We start from the raw sequence: 19,007 nt of genomic DNA on the forward strand, positions 1-19,007 counted from the left end.
ATGGCCGATAGATGAAAAGAAAAAACCTCAGAATACTAACCATCCTAGTGGGGATCTGCTTGGGTTTGCTGTTTTTTGGCTATCAGAAAGTGCAAAATTTCGCCGGTTCCGCGCTGGAAATCAAGCAAGACACCATTTTTACCCTGCCTGCGGGTACTGGCCGAGTAGGGCTTGAAACTTTATTACTGCAAGATCATATCGTTGTGGATACGACTCTGTTTCCGTGGTTACTGCGGATCGAACCGGAACTCGCCAATTTCAAAGCCGGAACCTATCGTTTTACGCCGGGTATGACGATACGTCAGATGTTGAAACTGCTGGCCAGTGGTAAAGAAGCCCAGTTCAGTATCCGCTTTATTGAAGGCTCTCGTTTGAGTGACTGGATGGAAACCTTGCAGCAGGCGGATTACGTCAAACATGAGCTGGCGGGTAAGAGTAACGCTGAAATTGCTAAACTGATCGGCCTGAAAGATACCGAACATCCGGAAGGCTGGCTGTATCCCGACACCTATTCTTATACCGCAGGTACCACGGATCTGGCTTTGCTGAAACGGGCGCATAAAGAAATGGAAAAAGCCGTTGCCCAAGTGTGGGAAGGGCGGGATAGCTCGTTGCCATATAAAACGCCGAATGATTTGGTCACTATGGCTTCTATCATTGAGAAAGAAACCGCGATCAACGATGAACGAACCAAAGTGGCTTCGGTATTTATCAATCGCCTGCGTATCGGCATGCGGCTGCAAACCGATCCTACGGTGATTTACGGTATGGGTGATAAATATGCCGGAAATATCACGCGTAAGGATTTAGACACCCCAACGCCGTATAATACCTACGTGATCGCGGGAATGCCGCCGACGCCGATTGCCATGCCGGGGCTGGCATCGTTACAGGCCGCAGCACATCCGGCTAAAACGCCATATCTCTACTTTGTAGCTGATGGTAAGGGCGGACATACCTTTACCACCAATTTAGCCAGTCATAACCAGGCAGTACGCGTTTATCGTCAGGCGTTAAAGGATAAAAATGGACAGTAAATTTATCGTTATCGAAGGTCTGGAAGGTGCGGGTAAAACCACCGCCAGAGATACCGTGGTTGCCACACTGCGCGAGCAGGGTATTAACGATATCGTGTTTACCCGCGAGCCGGGCGGTACGCCGTTGGCCGAAAAATTACGCGACCTGATTAAACAAGGTATTGATGGCGAAGTGCTAACAGATAAGGCCGAAGTGCTGATGCTGTACGCCGCGCGGGTGCAATTAGTGGAAAACGTGATTAAACCGGCGTTGGCACGCGGTGCCTGGGTGGTAGGGGATCGTCACGATCTTTCTTCGCAGGCTTATCAGGGCGGCGGTCGCGGTATTGATAGCCAACTGATGACATCGCTGCGCGATACGGTTTTAGGCGATTTTCGCCCGGATTTAACGCTGTATCTGGATTTATCGCCGGCGATTGGATTGCAGCGCGCTCGCCAGCGCGGGGCGTTAGATCGTATTGAACAAGAATCTTTGGCGTTCTTCGAGCGCACCCGGGAGCGATATCTGGCGCAGGCGGCAGCAGATTCAACCATTCAAACTATTGATGCTTCTCAGACACTGGAGAATGTCAGCGCGGATATTCGTCGAACGCTGACTCAGTGGTTAAACGCGCGGGAAAGCGCGTAATGAATTGGTATCCGTGGTTAAACGCACCTTACCGCCAACTGGTCGGGCAACATATCGCCGGCCGTGGCCATCACGCCCTGCTGATCCATGCGCTGCCGGGCAACGGTGCCGATGCGCTGATTTACGGATTGAGCCGCTGGCTGATGTGCCAGAAACGTCAGGGAGAGAAAAGCTGTGGCGAATGTCACAGTTGCCGCCTGATGCTGGCTGGCAATCATCCGGACTGGCACGTCCTGTCGCCGGAAAAAGGCAAAAGCAGCATTGGCGTTGAACTGGTTCGGAACCTGATTGATACCCTTTATTCCCATGCTCAGCAGGGTGGAGCGAAAGTGGTCTGGCTGCCTCAGGCTGAATCCCTGACCGATGCGGCGGCCAACGCCTTACTGAAAACGTTGGAAGAACCGCCGGAAAACACGTATTTCCTGCTGGGATGCTTTGAGCCTTCCCGCCTGTTACCAACGCTGCGTAGCCGCTGTTTTTACTGGCATCTGGCTTGCCCGGAAACCGCCTTGAGCATGCAGTGGCTGGGGCGGCAAATCAGCGCTGAGCCGGTCGCCATGCTCGCGGCGTTGCAGCTGAGCGAAGGCGCACCTATTGCGGCAGAGCAACTGTTGCAACCGGCGCAGTGGGCGCAACGAACGGCGCTGTGTCAGGCGCTGGTAGAGGCGTTAGCCCGTCAGGATTTGTTGTCACTGTTGCCGCAGTTGAATCAGGATAACGTTGCTGATCGTGTGTATTGGCTGTCTTCTTTATTGCTGGATGCGTTGAAATGGCAGCAGGGAGCAGGGAATTTTATCGTCAATCAGGATCAGCGCCCGTTGGTGCAACAATTGGCTGAGTCAGCTTCTATCGCCGTGTTGCTAAAATCGGCCAATCAATGGCTGCACTGTCGCCATCAATTATCTTCAGTCGTCGGCGTGAACCGAGAGCTGTTACTCACTGAGCAGTTGCTCAATTGGGAAAACAGACTGTCTGGCGCCGATCGTACATTTTCTCATTCGTTGTAAAAGAGTTTACTTATTATGTTGTTAGTTGATTCCCATTGCCATCTGGACAGTTTGGATTATCAGGCGCTGCACACCAGCGTCGATGACGTGGTGGCTAAAGCCAAAGCGCGTGACGTCGGTTATATGTTGGCGGTGGCTACCACCTTGCCGGGTTTTCGTGCCATGACGGCAATGATCGGAGAACGTCCGGAAGTGGCGTTTTCCTGCGGCGTGCATCCGTTAAATCTGGAAGATGGCTATGATTTTGCCGAACTGCGCGCGTTGGCCGCAGCGGATAATGTCATCGCGATGGGAGAAACCGGGCTGGATTATTTCTACCAGCAGGACAATATTCCGTTGCAGCAGGCGTCTTTCCGTGAACACATTCGTATTGGCCGGGATCTGAATAAACCGGTTATTGTGCATACCCGAGATGCTCGCGTAGATACTCTGGCCATTCTGAAAGAAGAGCAGGCGCAGGAGTGCGGTGGGGTGCTGCATTGCTTTACTGAAGATATCGCGACGGCAGAAACCTTGTTGGACCTGGGTTTTTATATTTCCTTCTCCGGCATAGTCACCTTCCGTAATGCTGAGCAATTACGCGAAGTGGCTCGTTATGTGCCGCTGGATCGTATTCTGGTTGAAACAGATTCACCTTATCTGGCACCGGTTCCTCATCGGGGCAAAGAAAACCAGCCAGCCTATGTGCGTGATGTGGCGGAATACATGGCAGTGCTGAAGGGCATTAGTCTGGAAACGCTGGCCGAGGCCACCACGGCTAATTTCTGTCGACTGTTCCACCTGGATGATTTGGCACAATCTGCCACACTCAAATAGAGCCTACGACGATAATTATTTTTAAGCTCGTAATTAATTCCCTAAGCGAGTAATGTTTCCACCCGTTTTATTGTGGGTGGAAAGGTTTCACTGACGTTTCTTTACAAAAAATAGCCTTTTTATACTGGATAAGGCATCTTCTTCAAAGAAACGTGACTGTCATCAAACATTACGCAGGCTATTTATTTTACTCTTCGTAATAATTAAAGGGGTGCTGTAGACACCCCGATTCGCAAAGGCTTTACTCCCCCCTTTGTAACGCCAATAAAAAGCGAGAAGCAGTAAGAAAGCACTATTTACTCAGGAGCACTCTCAACTATGTTTAAGAACGCATTTGCAAACCTGCAAAAAGTAGGTAAATCGCTAATGCTTCCGGTATCCGTACTCCCTATTGCAGGTATTCTGCTGGGTGTCGGTTCCGCGAATTTTAGCTGGCTACCTTCGGTAGTCTCTCATGTTATGGCAGAAGCGGGCGGTTCAGTCTTCGCCAATATGCCGTTGATCTTCGCTATTGGTGTAGCTTTAGGTTTTACCAATAACGACGGTGTTTCCGCATTGGCGGCGGTTGTAGCCTACGGCATCATGGTGAAAACCATGGCGGTTGTGGCTCCGCTGGTACTGCATCTGCCTCCTGAAGAGATTGCAGCCAAGCATTTGGCCGATACCGGCGTGCTGGGCGGGATCATTGCAGGTGCGATTGCAGCCTATATGTTTAACCGCTTCTATCGTATTAAGTTGCCTGAGTATCTGGGCTTCTTCGCGGGTAAACGTTTCGTTCCGATTATCTCCGGCTTCACGGCGATCTTCTTGGGCGTAGCGCTGTCCTTCATCTGGCCACCAATCGGTACGGCGATTCAGACTTTCTCCCAATGGGCAGCTTACCAAAACTCTGTAGTGGCCTTCGGCATCTACGGCGTAGTTGAGCGTTCGCTGGTACCTTTCGGTCTGCATCACATCTGGAACGTTCCTTTCCAAATGCAAATTGGTGAATACACCAACGCAGCCGGCCAGGTATTCCACGGTGATATCCCACGTTATATGGCCGGTGACCCGACTGCGGGTAAACTGTCCGGTGGCTTCCTGTTTAAAATGTACGGCCTGCCAGCAGCGGCAATTGCGATTTGGCACTCAGCCAAGCCGGAAAACCGCGCTAAAGTCGGCGGTATCATGATTTCTGCGGCATTGACCTCGTTCCTGACCGGTATTACCGAGCCGATCGAGTTCTCCTTCATGTTCGTTGCGCCGATTCTGTACGTTATCCACGCTATTCTGGCGGGTCTGGCTTTCCCAATCTGTATTCTGTTGGGTATGCGTGACGGCACCAGCTTCTCACACGGTCTGATCGACTTTGTGGTGTTGAGTGGTAACAGTAGCCGCATCTGGCTGTTCCCTCTGGTAGGTATCTGCTACGGTCTGGTGTACTACACCATCTTCCGCGTGCTGATTGCCAAACTGGATCTGAAAACGCCGGGTCGCGAAGATAACTCTACCGAGCAAAACACTAAAGGCGGCACTGAGATGTCAGCTGCGCTGGTTCAAGCCTTCGGTGGCAAAGAGAACATCACCAATCTGGACGCCTGTATCACTCGTCTGCGCGTGAGCGTGGCGGATGTATCCAAGGTTGACCAGGCTGGTCTGAAGAAACTGGGTGCAGCGGGCGTAGTCGTGGCCGGTTCCGGCGTTCAGGCTATCTTCGGCACCAAATCTGATAACCTGAAAACGGATATGGACGAATACATTCGTAACCACTAATTCAGGTCGGGGAGTGCAAAAAGGAGGCTTAGGCCTCCTTTTTTTATGGGCTTTACCTTTGATTTCAACGTGTGATTCTGGCTGATGTTTCTTGTGGTCAGCGGGCGGTATTTTCCGACTCTCGCCAAGGGGAGGATAATTCACTGAGAAAACTGGGCGATTCTGCGGCACTTGCGCCGGAAATTGCTTAATGAGGTTGAAACAGATAGAAATTGTCGCTCATACTGCATGCACTGATTTTTCCCCTACGAAGGAAATATGTTATGGCCGAAGAAACAATTTTCAGTAAAATTATCCGCCGTGAAATTCCGGCCGATGTGGTTTATCAGGATGAACTGGTTACGGCGTTTCGCGATATTGCGCCACAGGCTCCCACCCATATTCTTATTATTCCTAATATACTGATCCCTACGGTTAATGATGTCACCGTCGAACATGAAGCGGCGCTGGGGCGTATGATTACCGTTGCTGCAAAAATTGCAGAACAGGAAGGTATCTCCGAAGACGGTTACCGCTTGATTATCAACTGTAATCGTCACGGTGGTCAGGAGGTTTATCATATCCATATGCACCTGGTCGGCGGTCAGCCACTGGGGCCACTGCTAAGTCGAAAATAATTAAGCAATTTATAATTATTCGGTAAAGTGATGGCTCTGTGCATCGCGACTTTTCCGGTCATCGCTAAATCGAGGTATGCCTATGCGCCGTTTCAAGGCGTTTTTACTGCCGGGAATGTTTCTGATTCCTGTTATCACTTTACTGGGCTGTAGCGCGCCGCAGGGTATCGCCGTTAACCAACGGCAGGCGGTTGTGATGGATTCGCCGGTTCTTACCGCCGGAATTCTGGCAGAGAAGCCGGCAATCTCGACGCTTTCGGGGCGGAGTATTGCAACATCAACTTTAATGAGCAGCAGCACCAAAGCCGTCACGGTGAATTATCGTTTCTACTGGTATGACGCTCAGGGGCTGGATTTGCTGCCGTTTGAAACGCCCCGAAAGGTCACGATAGGGCCAAACTCATCAGTCGATATTCAGTCAATCACCCCGAATCTGGATGCGCGCAGCGTGCGCCTCTATCTGTTTTTATAATTGTGTTGTTGGAGTGGGATAATGAAAAGGTATTTATTTGTGGCGTTGGCCGCGCTGGTGCTGACCGGTTGTCCTTCCCGGCCACCAGAGCCGACCGAGCAGCCTGCGACCATTGAACCTATTACCCCGGTGCCACCGATTGAAACACCGCCACCGGCCGATAAAGTTCCTCAACCGCCTAAAGCTCCCCAGCCTATTGACTGGGCGGCTAGCGTAGAACCATTGGTGGCGCAAATGGTTAACGCCAACGATGTTGCCGCAGGCAGCGTTTTGTTGCTGGACAGCGTTAAAAATAATACCAACGGTGCCTTACAGATCGGTAAAGCTACCGCCGCGCTGCATCAGGTATTGGCATCCAACAAGAAATTTGCCCTGATTCCGGCTGCGCAGTTAACCGCAGCGAAACAGACTTTAGGTCTGTCGGAGGAGGATAGCCTCGGTTCTCGCAGCAAAGCCATTGGTCTGGCACGTTACGTTAGCGCTCAATATGTGCTGTATAGCGACGTGAGCGGCGACGTGAAAGCGCCAGAGATCGATATGCAACTGATGTTGGTACAAACGGGCGAAATTATCTGGTCAGGTCATGGTAACGTACAGCGTTGAAGCGAGTCTGCGTGCCTTGATTGAAACTCGGATACCGGCGGTGAATACCGCCGGTTGCCATTTCAGCCCGGTATCCGGCCTAACTGGTGAAAGCTGGCGGATAACCGGGCAAAACTTCCAATGGCTGGCGCGGGAACACTCGGTCGCCAAAAGAGAATTAGGCGTTAATCGTCAGCGTGAGCAGCGTATCTTGCAGCAGATGTCGGCGCGTGCGTTATCTCCGCGAGTGATGATTGCCAATCAACACTGGCTGGTGGTGGAATGGCTGGATGGCGTGGTGGTCGAACCCCAGCAGTTCCTGCAACTGGCCGATCGAGGCACGTTGGCGGAATTGGTGGCGCGGCTGCATCAGGCTCCCCGTACCGGCTATCCGTTGAATATCCATCGACAATTACTCGGTTATAGCGAAAGAATGGATCCGTCCCGCCGCAGTGCGGACTGGTTGCGACTGCATAAACGCTTTATGGCGCAAAAACCGCCGCGTCCGCTGAATCTGGTTCCTTTGCATATGGATATTCACCCTGGAAATATTATCGAGACAAATTCTGGTCTGAGATTAATAGACTGGGAATATGCGGCAGACGGTGACGTGGCGTTGGAGTTGGCCGCGATGTTTCGGTTTAACGGTTGGGACAACGCGCGGCAGCAGGCGTTTTTACGCCAATATGGTCAGCAGCCGGGAGCCTATCAGGATATCGCCGCTTTGACGCGGCAAATAGCACGCTGGTCTCCGTGGATCGATTATCTGATGCTGATGTGGTTTGAAGTGCGCTGGAAACAAACCGGCGAGATAGGTTTTTTGCAGTGGGCAGCGCCGCTGCGCCGACGATTTAATTTATCGGGTCTGGATTCATCCGCCGGATAACAACATATTTTATTCAATGACGTGAGGTAGTTGTGGGTCCTGTCATGTTAGATGTTGCCAGCTACGAGCTGGATGCCGAAGAACGCGAAATCTTGCAGCATCCGCTGGTGGGTGGGCTGATTTTGTTTAGCCGTAACTTCCACGATGCCGAACAGTTGCGTGAGCTGGTGCGACAGATTCGCGCGGCTTCCCGCGAGCGGCTGGTTGTGGCGGTCGATCAGGAAGGTGGGCGGGTGCAACGCTTTCGAGAAGGTTTTACACGTTTGCCTGCGGCGCAGTCCTTTGCGGCTCTCAACGATAAGGAAACCGCCGGGCGTTTAGCGCAAGAAGCCGGTTGGCTGATGGCCTCGGAAATGATTGCCATGGATATTGATATCAGCTTTGCGCCGGTATTGGATATTGGCCACGTTAGCGCCGCTATCGGCGAGCGTTCATTCCACAGTGAGCCGCAAAAGGCGCTGGAAATGGCCGAACGCTTTATTTTAGGAATGCATAGCGCAGGCATGAAAACCACCGGAAAACACTTCCCCGGCCACGGTGCGGTGACCGCTGATTCCCATAAAGAGACGCCGAGAGATACGCGCCCACTGGCAGAAATCCGCGCACATGATATGGTTATATTCCGTGAGCTGATTCAGCGTAACCTGCTGGATGCCATTATGCCTGCTCATGTGATCTACACCGATGCCGATCCGCGTCCGGCCAGTGGCTCGGCTTATTGGCTTCAGCAGGTATTGCGTCAGGAGCTCGGTTTTGAGGGCATTATTTTCTCTGACGACCTCTCGATGGAAGGCGCGGCGATCATGGGCAGCTATGCGGAACGCGGGCAGGCCTCTCTGGATGCTGGGTGTGACATGATTCTGGTGTGCAATAATCGTCAGGGGGCCGTCAGCGTGCTGGATAACCTGTCTCCGGTCAAAGCAGACAAGCTGAGTCGGTTATATCATCGTGGGCAGTTCGGTCGCGAAGAGCTACTTGGCTCTCCACGCTGGCAGCAGGCCAATAAAGCGTTAACGGCGCTCAGCGAGCGGTGGGACACCCATAAACAAGGGTTAGGGAACTAGCACGTACCGGGGTGTGTCCGGTGCGATTTACCCTGTCGTAGCGAGGATAAAGATGATCGTCTATTTACACGGTTTTGATTCAACCAGTCCCGGCAATCACGAAAAGGTTCTGCAACTGCAGTTCATCGATCCGGATGTGCGTTTTATCAGCTACAGCACCTTACATCCCCGGCACGATATGCAGCATTTATTGAAGGAAGTGGACAAAGCCATTCAGCAGGGCGGTGACAGTCATCCTCTGATTTGTGGCGTCGGTTTAGGCGGGTTTTGGGCAGAACGCATCGGTTTTCTATGTGGAATTCGGCAGGTGGCTTTTAACCCGAATCTGTTCCCACAGGAAAATATGAGCGGTAAAATCGACCGCCCGGAAGAGTATCTGGATATCGCGACCAAGTGCGTTCAGGATTTTCGTGAGAAAAACCGCGATCGTTGCTTAGCGGTGCTTTCCCGTCACGATGAGGCATTGGACAGTCAGCGCACGGCGGCAGAATTGCATCCTTATTACGAAATTGTCTGGGATGAAAAGCAGGGGCACAAGTTTAAAGATCTTTCCGTTCACCTACAGCGGATCAAGGCATTTAAAACTCTCGATTAACATTTTTTTCTCATACTCGAGCCCCGAAGCGATCGTTTTTTGACGGTAACTTCGGGCTTTTTCTTTCCCAAAGCCATCGGTAAACGGTGATTTTTGGTAAAAAAGTCTGAAATTATTAAACTGTGACCTGTCGCTAACTATTTGAATATTCTTCTAGAAAAAATCCTCCCGCCGCGTCTTTCAGCAAAATAAATTGATATATATCAATTTTGGTATGACCAAATAACCCTGCATGATATTCTGCGGTCAGATAATTGAATTTACTCAAGCGAACCCTATGTTATCTAAGGATATTATTCATTTACCCTTAGCTAACAATTGGTTCACATTTAGGGGGTCATTTTGACAACGCCAAAGAAAAAAATCGTTATTATTGGTGGTGGTGCCGGCGGACTGGAACTGGCGACCAGCCTGGGCCATAAACTGGGTCGCAGTAAAAAAGCGGAGATTGTTCTGGTCGATCGCAACCACAGTCATTTGTGGAAACCATTGTTGCACGAAGTGGCAACTGGCTCTCTAGATGACGGGGTTGATGCGCTGAGCTACCTGGCTCATGCTCGTAATCACCATTTCAATTTCCAACTGGGTTCATTAACCAATATTAATCGGGAAACCAAAACCGTCAGCCTGGCCAAAATCTGCGATGAGCAGGGCGACGTGCTGGTGACCGAGCGTGAATTGTCTTATGACATTCTGGTGATGGCGTTGGGCAGTACATCCAATGATTTCGGTACGCCGGGCGTGAAGGAAAACTGTATTTTCCTGGATAACCCGCATCAGGCTCATCGTTTCCACAACGAAATGCTGAATCTGTTCCTGAAGTATTCCGCTCAGCCGGGTGAAAAAGGCAAGGTTAACATTGCTATCGTTGGCGGCGGTGCAACCGGCGTTGAGCTGTCTGCCGAGCTGCATAACGCAGTTAAACAGCTGCACAGCTATGGTTTCGAAGGTTTGGACAATCAGGCGCTGAACGTGACGCTGGTGGAAGCTGGTGAGCGCATTCTTCCTGCGCTGCCACCGCGTATTTCCGCTGCGGCTCATCAGGAACTGACCAAGCTGGGCGTGCGTGTATTGACCAAAACCATGGTGACTAGTGCAGACAGTCAAGGTCTGAATACCAAAGACGGCGAATTGATCAACGCTGACCTCATGGTGTGGGCGGCGGGTATCAAAGCGCCTGACTTTATGAAAGATATCGCCGGGCTGGAAACCAACCGTATCAATCAGTTAGTGGTTGAACCAACGTTGCAAACCACTCGCGATCCCAACATTTTCGCTATCGGCGACTGTGCCTCTTGCCCGCAGCCTAACGGTGGTTTTGTGCCTCCGCGCGCGCAGTCGGCTCACCAGATGGCCAGCCGTTGCTACAGCAACATTCTGGCGTTGCTGAATGGTCAAAGTCTGAAACCTTACGTGTATAAAGACCACGGCTCATTGGTTTCCCTGTCTAAATTCAGCACCGTTGGCAGCCTGATGGGTAACTTGATGCGCGGTTCAATGATGGTGGAAGGGCGTGTGGCGCGAGTGGTATATATCTCCCTGTATCGTATGCATCAGGTAGCGTTACATGGCTACACCAAAACCGGCCTGATGATGTTGGTAGGCGGGATTAACCGGGTGATTCGCCCTCGGTTAAAACTGCATTAATAGCCTGAAGTTCAGTATTCGCTTAGCGAATCGGATACCCGGAAATTGAGTTCTGGGAAGTTAAAACTCGTAGTAGCACAGAGAACCGTCGTCACAGTGTGGCGGCGGTTTTTTGTTTTCGGAGGTTGACCCGATTTTGCGAACAGTGATTCAGATTCTTATCAGAGAGATTTAGCGTATCGAATTGATATTGTTATGTTTGAAATGCAAGCAGCGTATTTAGAGCTAATTTTATCGCATCAGGATATTAAGTTTTTCACCAGGTGAGGCTTAAGGATAATAGTCCGTAGTGCAGAAATATGTTCTGGTATAAATAATAAATTGCAAAAAAATAATGTCCGGTGTTATCAGTTCGAATGCCTCCATTGATATATAGACTTTTTATGGTTGTAAATAAAATAACCTTGCGGTTAGGTCGTCATCAATTAATGTTTTTTAATATATTTGGCGGCGATCATACTATCGCCTTTATCAGGGCTATCTTGAGCGATTAACGTGGCCGGTGGTTGATACGCCCGGCGGTGTGAAACCGTCGATGCTGAAACTTATAGCAGCCAGTGAAATGAGCCTAAGATTCTATGACAGTAAGGTTTGGCTGGAAAGCTGGCAGACACCGCAGGCTATTCCGCTGGCGATACACATGACATTGCGCACGCCGTCATTCGCAAAATCGAACGAGTCTGGTTGTTGAAAGGCTCGCAAATGTTTTCAGAAAATCAATCATGAATTCGGCACCCAAACGCGGCATCGCGATGATCGTGGTGTTGGTGCGGCTGGGATATTGCGGAAAGTCTGTAGGCGTTTGTCGACAGTGATGCCTCGCTGCAAACCCGTCTGGCAGAGAGGACTGGGAGTCTCTGGTTTGCCCGATTCCTTTCTTTGCGCCTAAGCGCGGGTGAATATCAGCGAACTAAGTGCTATTCAGGGAATAGATGCGGATGTTTATCAAAGGCTTAATCCTCAGGTATGTACACTACCCATGACAAGACAAAGCATTAATGTTAATACCCTAAATGTCGCTCACAGTGTCATTCTGGAGGCATTATTTACCCCCGGCTTAGTGCCACTCAGGCGCAGATGCTGTTGCAGCAGCGGCCGGAAAAAGGATGGGAAAGCATAGAGCAGTTGTTGAGCGTCGCGCCATTAGCCGATGTGGATGCCAAAGTGAAAGCGCAGGTAAAGCCGATATTGAGCGTGAATAGCCGCTACTTTTGGCTGCGTTCCTGTATTGAGGTTAACGACGTGAGCTTGACCGTGCAGTCTTTGATCGTGCGCAATGGCGCACAAAAATTTGATGTGCTGTGGCATCAGACAGGAGAAGTGGAGTGAGTGAATCTCTGAATCTTTTTTTCCCCCTTGGCGAAGCGCAGCCGATCATATGGCGACGTGACTCGGAAACGCCTTTCGTACCAGAAACTAAAGGGGAATGGATTTCCCCATGGGCGGCGCAGGATATGTTGACGCAATGGCCGAAATTCGATGCGATTCGGGTGTTTTTCCCCGGAGAATGGGCTGGTGTTCGTAAAGTTGAATTGCCTAAAGTCTCCAAAAAACATGCAGAGAAAATCATCCCCGCACTGTTAGAGGAAGACTTATGCGAAGACATTGATGATTTACATTTTTCCATACTGGAAATAGATGAAAAGCAGGCCACCGTTGCGGTGATTACTCATCAGAAAATGCATTATCTTACTCAGTGGCTACATCAGGGCGAAATATTGGCGACAACGTTATTGCCGGATTGGCTGGCGTTGCCGGAAGGCCATCTGCTGGTTAGTGGTGAACGCTGTCTGCTTCGCACCCATCAATGGCAAGGATGGAGCGCAGAATCGTCCCTGGCTCCGTACTTACTCAAGGCACAGTTACGTGACCGTGATTCAGTGAGCCAGCTCTGCGTCTACGGTGAGTTGCCTGCGGCACTGGCGTCGGCGCTGGATTCGTGCGGTATTGAGAACACGGTATCAGGAACGCTGCCCGCGCCTCAGACTAGCGGTGCGGGTTTGCTCTGTGGCCGCTGGAAACCGCGAGTGAACTATCAGAAACAGTGGGAGCGTTGGCGTCCGACGATGACGTCGTTAATAGTGCTTGTCGGTGTCATGACGGCGGAACGACTGGTGTCATTGTGGAGCATCACGGAACGCGCGCAGCAGACCCGCACGGCGGCCGAAGAGAGTTTCCTCCAATTGTTCCCCGAACAGCGGCGCATCGTCAATTTACGGGCGCAGCTCAATGCCGCGCTGCGGGAGCTGGGAAGTGGGACCGCAGAGGACGAACTGCTGGTGATTCTACCCTTGGTCGCAGAAACGCTTGAGTCTAAAGGAATACTGAAACAGATAGATGTTCAGGGAATTAAATTTGATCAACAGCGGCAGGAATTGTATCTCAGGCTGAGAGCCGCCGATTTTGCGACCTTTGAGGCGCTGCGGGAAGATCTGGCGACTGTTTTTTCCGTCAAACAAGATGCACTGCTGAAGGATAACGAGCGGGTTACAGGGGGAATGACTTTGAAAAGGAAGCAAAATCATGCGTCTTAATTTACGGCCTTTGTATCAACGGATGGTATCAAAGGGCATGTCCATCGGGGAAGGCATTCTGACGCAGCACTGGCAGCCTCGCTCAATTCGGGAGAAATGGCTGATTGGTGCCGCCCTCTGTAGCCTGATTTTGGGGGGATACTATTGGGGAATATGGCAGCCGCTAACCCGACAGATCGCGCTGCAAGAAGGGGTATTGCAACAGCAACGAGCGTTGATTGCCAAAATGCGCGCCGCTGCACCGGAAATTAGCGCGTGGCGACAGCAAACCCCATCAGTGGCAAAGAACGCTTCTGTTACCTCATTATCACAAAGGGTCAGCACCAGCGCCGCCGAGCACAAGATTACGCTGAAGCGTATTCAGGAGCGGGAAGGGGTCGTTCAGATAGGGCTGGAACCCTTGCCCTTTAATTCTCTCTTGGATTGGTTGAATGGATTACGTCAGAAGTCGGGCGTTCGGGCGGTGCAGTTGGATATTGTCGCGGCAGACCAACCCGGAGTTGTCAAAGTGCAGCGGCTGGAGCTGGCGAAAATCTAAGAAGACCGGTTCAGTGTTTATCGCTGAAAAATTGTGAGGTCAGTGCCGCAGGTAAACTGAACATTAGCGGCCAGCGCGCGATGTAAAAATCATTCGAGCCGATGGTGTGCGTCAGGGAAAGTTAACCTAAGATTTGGCGCATAAACGGGCAAGAGTCGCAATGACGCTGTTTAGGCCGCCAATTCGCCAGCAACAACATTGGCCGTTTGTCCAGTCGCATGCTGGGATTGCGCACCTAATGCCAAACTTTTAGCATAAAACCCTTCGTTACATTTAATAGCTTGCTAAGATTCGTCCTAAAGCCGCCTTTTCCCTGTGGTTTCCGCTGATTTGGCGTATTTATCTTATTGCTGTCCTAAATGACATTGTGCAGACTCACTCCCGATAACAGAGGCGAGTCACGCACGCCGACGCCCGAAGTTCAAACTTACGAGGCCGCTGTCAGATTTATCGCCGTTAGGCGAAGGTACTGCGGTACGGAGTCTACGGCATAAATTGCGTGGTAACATTTTAGGAGGATTTCCTGTGAACAAATCAATGTTAGCAGGCGTGGGTATTGGTATAGCTGCCGCTCTGGGAATTGCCGCCGTGGCAAGTATGGATGTTTTTTCCAGCGGTCCTCAGTACGCACAGGTGATAGCCGCTACGCCAATAAAGGAAACGGTTAAAACGCCACGTAAAGAATGCCGCAATGTTACGGTAACTCACCGTAAACCGGTGCAGGATGAAAACCAAATTGCAGGATCGGTACTCGGCGCAGTCGCAGGCGGGGTATTGGGGCATCAAGTGGGTGGCGGTCGCGGTAAAGATATCGCCACCGTAGCAGGCGCGTTAGCCGGGGGTTACGCCGGTAACCGGGTGCAAAGCAATATGCAGGAAAGCGACACTTACACCACCACGCAGCAGCGTTGCCAGACGGTGTATGACAAATCGCAGAAAATGCTGGGATATGATGTCACCTACAAAATTGGCGATCAGCAGGGAAAAATTCGTATGGATCGTGATCCAGGTACGCAGATTCCTGTCGATAAAAATGGTCAACTGATTCTGAGTAATCGAGCATAACGAAATATTTGTGGTCCAAGACCTCGTAACAAGAGCCCGCGGTGTAGTGTTAGTTCTGATCGTTTAATAGTCAGTCAGGGTGGTTATCCGCCCCTACCGTTAAGCGAGTGGCATTAGCATTGACGCGGGTTTCCTTCTGCCTTTCCCGCGCCAACACTATTCCCTACATCAATTATCTAGATAAATTCTTTATATCAATAGTCATCGAGGCCACCTTATAACCGCGTGGTTAAGCGATACGGTGCTGTTCGAAAGAGGCCAGTAGTTCCTCAACAAATTTCAAACGTTTGGTCCGATCGCTTAAATCCTGCATAAACTTCAGCTTGGTTGGGCCTTCTAATCGGAATATCTGCGGCTGACGCTGCAATAAACCAATCAGATACACCGGATCGACCTTGTTTTTCTCGCCGAACTCGATAAAACCACCGCGTTCATTGCCTTCAATCCGTTTAATGCCCAGTTTTTGCGCATGTTGACGTAACGAAGCGGTTTGCAGCAGGAATCGCGCCGCATCCGGCAACAGACCGAAACGATCGATCAGTTCGACTTTCAGTTCATCCAGCTCGACGTCATCGCGGGCGCTGGCGATACGCTTATAGAATGAAAGCCTGATATTTACATCAGGAATAAAATCGTCGGGCAACAGCACCGGCATACGCATTTCGATTTCGGTCTGGTTGCTGGTGAGATCCTCCAGCGACGGTTCGCGCCCTTCTTTCAATGCATCGACCGCGCTTTCCAATAGTTCCATATACAATGAGAAACCAATGGTCGTCATCTGGCCGCTTTGATCTTCCCCCAACAGTTCCCCCGCGCCACGAATTTCCAGATCGTGAGTCGCCAAAGCGAAACCGGCGCCGAGATCTTCCAGTGAAGCAATGGCTTCCAGCCGTTTTTTGGCATCGGTCGTCATGGCTTTCGGATTTGGCGTCAGCAGGTAAGCGTAGGCCTGGTGGTGAGAACGACCGACGCGGCCTCGTAGCTGATGCAACTGCGCCAGACCGAAGTGGTCGGCTCGCTCGATAATAATGGTATTGGCGCTAGGAATATCAATACCGGTTTCAATAATTGTGGTGCAGACCAAAACGTTAAAGCGTTGATGATGGAAATCATTCATCACCCGTTCCAGATCCCGCTCACGCATCTGACCGTGGCCGATAGCAATGCGGGCTTCTGGCACCAGTTCCGCCAAACGTTGGGCTGCTTTCTCAATATTTTCAACGTCGTTGTACAGATAATAAACCTGCCCACCGCGTAATACTTCACGCAGAATGGCCTCGCGGACGACCAGATTGTCGTATTCGCGCACAAAGGTTTTTACCGCCAAACGGCGCGCTGGCGGCGTGGCAATAATCGACAGGTCACGCATACCGCTCATCGCCATATTCAGCGTGCGGGGAATCGGCGTAGCGGTCAGCGTCAGAATGTCCACATCGGCGCGCATGGCCTTGATTCGCTCTTTGTGGCGCACGCCAAAGCGGTGTTCTTCATCCACAATCAGCAGGCCCAGATCTTTCCAGTGTAAATCACTTTGCAGCAATTTATGGGTGCCAATCAGAATATCGATTTTCCCTTCTGCCGCCTGCTCCAGAATCACCTGCTGCTCTTTTGCGCTGCGGAAACGAGAAAGCATTTCGATACGGACCGGCCAGGTAGCAAAACGGTCGCGGAAATTATCAAAATGCTGCTGCGCCAGCAGGGTGGTCGGCACTAATACTGCCACTTGCTTATTATTATTCACCGCAAGGAAAGCCGCGCGCATTGCCACTTCGGTTTTACCGAAGCCGACGTCACCACACACCAGACGGTCCATCGCCAACGGTTGGCACATATCGCTCAGCACCGCATTAATCGCCTGTTCCTGATCTGGCGTGGTTTCAAACGGGAAGCTTTGGCAGAACAGCTGATATTGTTCGCGATCCTGTTTGAATTTAAAGCCGGACTTCACCGCACGCTGGGCGTAAATATCCAGCAGCTCGGCGGCTACGTCCCGAACTTTCTCCGCAGCTTTCTGACGGGCGCGGGTCCAAGCGTCACCGCCCAGTTTATGCAGCGGCGCGTTTTCATCGGCACCGCCAGAATAACGGCTGATGAGGTGCAGGGAGGATACAGGCACATACAGTTTGTCTTCCCCGGCATAGGTCAGAATCAGATATTCTGCTTTGATACCACCGGCTTCCAGCGTTGTCAGACCAAGATAACGGCCAACGCCATGCTCCAGATGCACCACTGGCTGGCCGGGACGCAGTTCCGCCAGATTGCGAATCAGAGTATCGGTATTAATAGTGCGGCGATTATCCTGGCGGCGACGGCTTACGCGTTCACCGAGCAAATCGCTTTCGCAAATCAGCGCTAGCTGACGAATATGATCGAGAAAACCGCGTTCCGCCGCACCGATCATCAAATAGTGACCGGTTTTTTTCACTTCATCCAAACGGGAAATCAGCGTCGGGCGTAATTTAATCCGGCCCAGTAAATCCTGTAGGGTTTCGCGTCGGCCTTCACTTTCTACCGAGAACACTACGCTGCCGCTGAAGCCTTCAATAAAGCGGCGCAGGTTATCTAACGGAGCTTTCGCCTGTGCCTGTACCGCGACGTCAGGCAACCCCTGATAATCCAGATTGGTGTTGGCGGCTTTTTTCGGCAGAACGTCAGTTTTAAGTTGAATGCGTGGCCAGTCTTTGAGCTCGCTAAACAGACCGTCAGTCCGCAGCCACAGGGTTTCCGGTGCCAGCAAAGGCCGCATGGGGTCAATGCGACGGCTTTCATAACGCTGATTGACATCCTGCCAGAAACGCTCGGCGGCGGCTTCCAGATCGCCGGTATTCACCAATAAGGTGTTGTCCGGCAGGTAGCTAAATAGGGTGGGTAACGCCTGACTGAAAAATAGCGGTTGCCAGTACTCAATACCCGCAGGCCAGATGCCTTTGCTCACCTGCTGGTAAATATGTTCAGGGTCGCGTCGGACTTCAAACTGCTCGCGCCACTGGCTGCGAAATAGCTCAATGGCGGCCTGATCAATAGGAAACTCATGAGCAGGCAATAAATTGATGTGTTCCACTTCCGACAGGGTGCGTTGAGAGTCAACGTCAAATACCCGCAGGCTGTCGATTTCATCATCAAAAAAATCAATGCGATAAGGTTCTTCGCTGCCCATTGGATATAAATCCAAAAGCGCTCCTCGGGTAGCAAATTCACCGTGTTCCATCACCTGATCTACGCTGCGGTAGCCAGCTTGCTCCAATTGGGAACGCAGTTTATCGCGAGATAAATGCTGGCCTTTTTTCATGACCAGCGCGTGACCGTGCAGGAATTCGTGAGGACAGACCCGCTGCATCAGCGTATTTACAGGAAGAATGATCACGCCGCGTTTCATCGCCGGTAACTGATACAGGCAAGATAAACGGGTGGAAATAATATCCTGATGGGGGGAGAAACTGTCGTAAGGCAGCGTTTCCCAGTCGGATAAAGTCGTGACGCTGTGGGCAGTAAATTGCTGAATTTCATCCCGCAGGCGCAGGGCATTTTGCATATCCGGCGCGATTAACATCACCGGTCCCGGATGGCGTTCAATAATTTCGGCGCATTCGATGGCGCAGGCAGCGCCGGTTAATTGGCCTAACTGGCGTATATCGCCACGGCGCTCAGGTAATGAGTAACGGTATTGTTGGGACATAAGCAGTTAAGCAATCTCTTTGGTTCAGCACTGCGGCAATAACGATATTGCCTATCCTAGCATGCGATGACGCAAGGCTGTGGAATTGGCG

At 51.3% G+C, this 19,007-nt stretch carries 17 protein-coding genes and 1 pseudogene; 17 read left to right on the top strand and 1 reads right to left on the bottom strand.

The features are described 5' to 3' along the window. The first annotated feature begins 11 nt into the window (after positions 1 to 11). From mltG to ACQ4OC_RS01695, 17 genes and pseudogenes are all read left to right on the top strand, one after another. Positions 12 to 1,037 (top strand): endolytic transglycosylase MltG, encoded by a 1,026-nt coding sequence (mltG, locus tag ACQ4OC_RS01615; RefSeq protein WP_430970873.1) that lies wholly within the window; start codon positions 12 to 14, stop codon positions 1,035 to 1,037. Then, positions 1,027 to 1,665 carry a dTMP kinase gene (gene tmk, locus ACQ4OC_RS01620; protein ID WP_430970874.1) on the top strand — a complete coding sequence of 213 codons (639 nt, stop codon included), beginning with the start codon at positions 1,027 to 1,029 and terminating at the stop codon, positions 1,663 to 1,665. The genes mltG and tmk overlap by 11 nt, the downstream gene beginning before the upstream one ends. Then, positions 1,665 to 2,672 carry a DNA polymerase III subunit delta' gene (gene holB / locus ACQ4OC_RS01625; protein WP_064513058.1) on the top strand — a complete coding sequence of 336 codons (1,008 nt, stop codon included), beginning with the start codon at positions 1,665 to 1,667 and terminating at the stop codon, positions 2,670 to 2,672. The genes tmk and holB overlap by 1 nt, the downstream gene beginning before the upstream one ends. A gap of 15 nt (positions 2,673 to 2,687) precedes the next feature. Then, positions 2,688 to 3,488: a metal-dependent hydrolase gene (locus ACQ4OC_RS01630; RefSeq protein WP_064513060.1), complete on the top strand. Its 801-nt coding sequence runs from the start codon at positions 2,688 to 2,690 to the stop codon at positions 3,486 to 3,488. A 318-nt stretch (positions 3,489 to 3,806) separates the two neighbouring features. Beyond that, a complete protein-coding gene (gene ptsG, locus ACQ4OC_RS01635) occupies positions 3,807 to 5,240 on the top strand; it encodes a PTS glucose transporter subunit IIBC (protein ID WP_064513062.1) in 1,434 nt (477 codons plus the stop codon). 263 nt (positions 5,241 to 5,503) lie between these two features. Next, positions 5,504 to 5,857, top strand: a complete 354-nt coding sequence (gene hinT / locus ACQ4OC_RS01640) for a purine nucleoside phosphoramidase (RefSeq protein ID WP_064513064.1) — start codon at positions 5,504 to 5,506, stop codon at positions 5,855 to 5,857. An 82-nt stretch (positions 5,858 to 5,939) separates the two neighbouring features. After that, entirely contained in the window at positions 5,940 to 6,329 is a 390-nt protein-coding gene (locus ACQ4OC_RS01645; RefSeq protein WP_064513066.1) for a YcfL family protein, read from the top strand. A gap of 21 nt (positions 6,330 to 6,350) precedes the next feature. After that, on the top strand, positions 6,351 to 6,932 hold the full coding sequence (lpoB, locus tag ACQ4OC_RS01650) for a penicillin-binding protein activator LpoB (RefSeq protein WP_064513068.1): 582 nt from the start codon (positions 6,351 to 6,353) through the stop codon (positions 6,930 to 6,932). Then, positions 6,913 to 7,797, top strand: a complete 885-nt coding sequence (thiK, locus tag ACQ4OC_RS01655) for a thiamine kinase (protein ID WP_064513070.1) — start codon at positions 6,913 to 6,915, stop codon at positions 7,795 to 7,797. Before lpoB ends, thiK begins: the two co-directional genes overlap by 20 nt. Before the next feature lie 44 nt (positions 7,798 to 7,841). Continuing rightward, entirely contained in the window at positions 7,842 to 8,861 is a 1,020-nt protein-coding gene (gene nagZ, locus ACQ4OC_RS01660; RefSeq protein ID WP_162975182.1) for a beta-N-acetylhexosaminidase, read from the top strand. A gap of 52 nt (positions 8,862 to 8,913) precedes the next feature. Beyond that, complete coding sequence (gene ycfP, locus ACQ4OC_RS01665) at positions 8,914 to 9,456, top strand: alpha/beta hydrolase YcfP (RefSeq protein WP_064513072.1); 543 nt, start codon at positions 8,914 to 8,916, stop codon at positions 9,454 to 9,456. A gap of 342 nt (positions 9,457 to 9,798) precedes the next feature. After that, on the top strand, positions 9,799 to 11,103 hold the full coding sequence (locus ACQ4OC_RS01670; protein ID WP_064513074.1) for an NAD(P)/FAD-dependent oxidoreductase: 1,305 nt from the start codon (positions 9,799 to 9,801) through the stop codon (positions 11,101 to 11,103). Between the two features lie 442 nt (positions 11,104 to 11,545). After that, complete coding sequence (locus tag ACQ4OC_RS01675; RefSeq protein WP_120806150.1) at positions 11,546 to 11,794, top strand: type II secretion system protein GspJ; 249 nt, start codon at positions 11,546 to 11,548, stop codon at positions 11,792 to 11,794. 110 nt (positions 11,795 to 11,904) lie between these two features. After that, positions 11,905 to 12,432, top strand: a pseudogene (locus tag ACQ4OC_RS01680) (general secretion pathway protein GspK); the annotation flags it as partial. Further along, on the top strand, positions 12,429 to 13,637 hold the full coding sequence (gene gspL, locus ACQ4OC_RS01685) for a type II secretion system protein GspL (protein WP_064513077.1): 1,209 nt from the start codon (positions 12,429 to 12,431) through the stop codon (positions 13,635 to 13,637). The pseudogene ACQ4OC_RS01680 and the gene gspL, both read left to right, overlap by 4 nt. Continuing rightward, positions 13,627 to 14,175 carry a type II secretion system protein GspM gene (gspM, locus tag ACQ4OC_RS01690; RefSeq protein ID WP_064513079.1) on the top strand — a complete coding sequence of 183 codons (549 nt, stop codon included), beginning with the start codon at positions 13,627 to 13,629 and terminating at the stop codon, positions 14,173 to 14,175. Before gspL ends, gspM begins: the two co-directional genes overlap by 11 nt. Positions 14,176 to 14,700: 525 nt before the next feature. Continuing rightward, positions 14,701 to 15,240, top strand: coding sequence for a glycine zipper 2TM domain-containing protein (locus ACQ4OC_RS01695; RefSeq protein ID WP_064513081.1), 540 nt, complete (start codon positions 14,701 to 14,703; stop codon positions 15,238 to 15,240). 229 nt (positions 15,241 to 15,469) lie between these two features. Here ACQ4OC_RS01695 and mfd read toward each other — a convergent pair whose 3' ends face one another. Next, a complete protein-coding gene (gene mfd, locus ACQ4OC_RS01700; RefSeq protein ID WP_064513083.1) occupies positions 15,470 to 18,916 on the bottom strand; it encodes a transcription-repair coupling factor in 3,447 nt (1,148 codons plus the stop codon). Positions 18,917 to 19,007: the final 91 nt, after the last annotated feature.

This window comes from Yersinia sp. J1 (assembly GCF_050586585.1).
Classification (GTDB): domain Bacteria; phylum Pseudomonadota; class Gammaproteobacteria; order Enterobacterales; family Enterobacteriaceae; genus Yersinia; species Yersinia entomophaga.

What these genes read in the sequence shown, in the direction of transcription:
- mltG (WP_430970873.1), top strand. Translation starts at nt 12, where the DNA reads ATGAAAAGAAAAAACCTCAGAATACTAACCATCCTAGTGGGGATCTGC.
- tmk (WP_430970874.1), top strand. Translation starts at nt 1,027, where the DNA reads ATGGACAGTAAATTTATCGTTATCGAAGGTCTGGAAGGTGCGGGTAAA.
- holB (WP_064513058.1), top strand. Translation starts at nt 1,665, where the DNA reads ATGAATTGGTATCCGTGGTTAAACGCACCTTACCGCCAACTGGTCGGG.
- ACQ4OC_RS01630 (WP_064513060.1), top strand. Translation starts at nt 2,688, where the DNA reads ATGTTGTTAGTTGATTCCCATTGCCATCTGGACAGTTTGGATTATCAG.
- ptsG (WP_064513062.1), top strand. Translation starts at nt 3,807, where the DNA reads ATGTTTAAGAACGCATTTGCAAACCTGCAAAAAGTAGGTAAATCGCTA.
- hinT (WP_064513064.1), top strand. Translation starts at nt 5,504, where the DNA reads ATGGCCGAAGAAACAATTTTCAGTAAAATTATCCGCCGTGAAATTCCG.
- ACQ4OC_RS01645 (WP_064513066.1), top strand. Translation starts at nt 5,940, where the DNA reads ATGCGCCGTTTCAAGGCGTTTTTACTGCCGGGAATGTTTCTGATTCCT.
- lpoB (WP_064513068.1), top strand. Translation starts at nt 6,351, where the DNA reads ATGAAAAGGTATTTATTTGTGGCGTTGGCCGCGCTGGTGCTGACCGGT.
- thiK (WP_064513070.1), top strand. Translation starts at nt 6,913, where the DNA reads ATGGTAACGTACAGCGTTGAAGCGAGTCTGCGTGCCTTGATTGAAACT.
- nagZ (WP_162975182.1), top strand. Translation starts at nt 7,842, where the DNA reads ATGTTAGATGTTGCCAGCTACGAGCTGGATGCCGAAGAACGCGAAATC.
- ycfP (WP_064513072.1), top strand. Translation starts at nt 8,914, where the DNA reads ATGATCGTCTATTTACACGGTTTTGATTCAACCAGTCCCGGCAATCAC.
- gspM (WP_064513079.1), top strand. Translation starts at nt 13,627, where the DNA reads ATGCGTCTTAATTTACGGCCTTTGTATCAACGGATGGTATCAAAGGGC.
- mfd (WP_064513083.1), bottom strand. Translation starts at nt 18,916, where the DNA reads ATGTCCCAACAATACCGTTACTCATTACCTGAGCGCCGTGGCGATATA.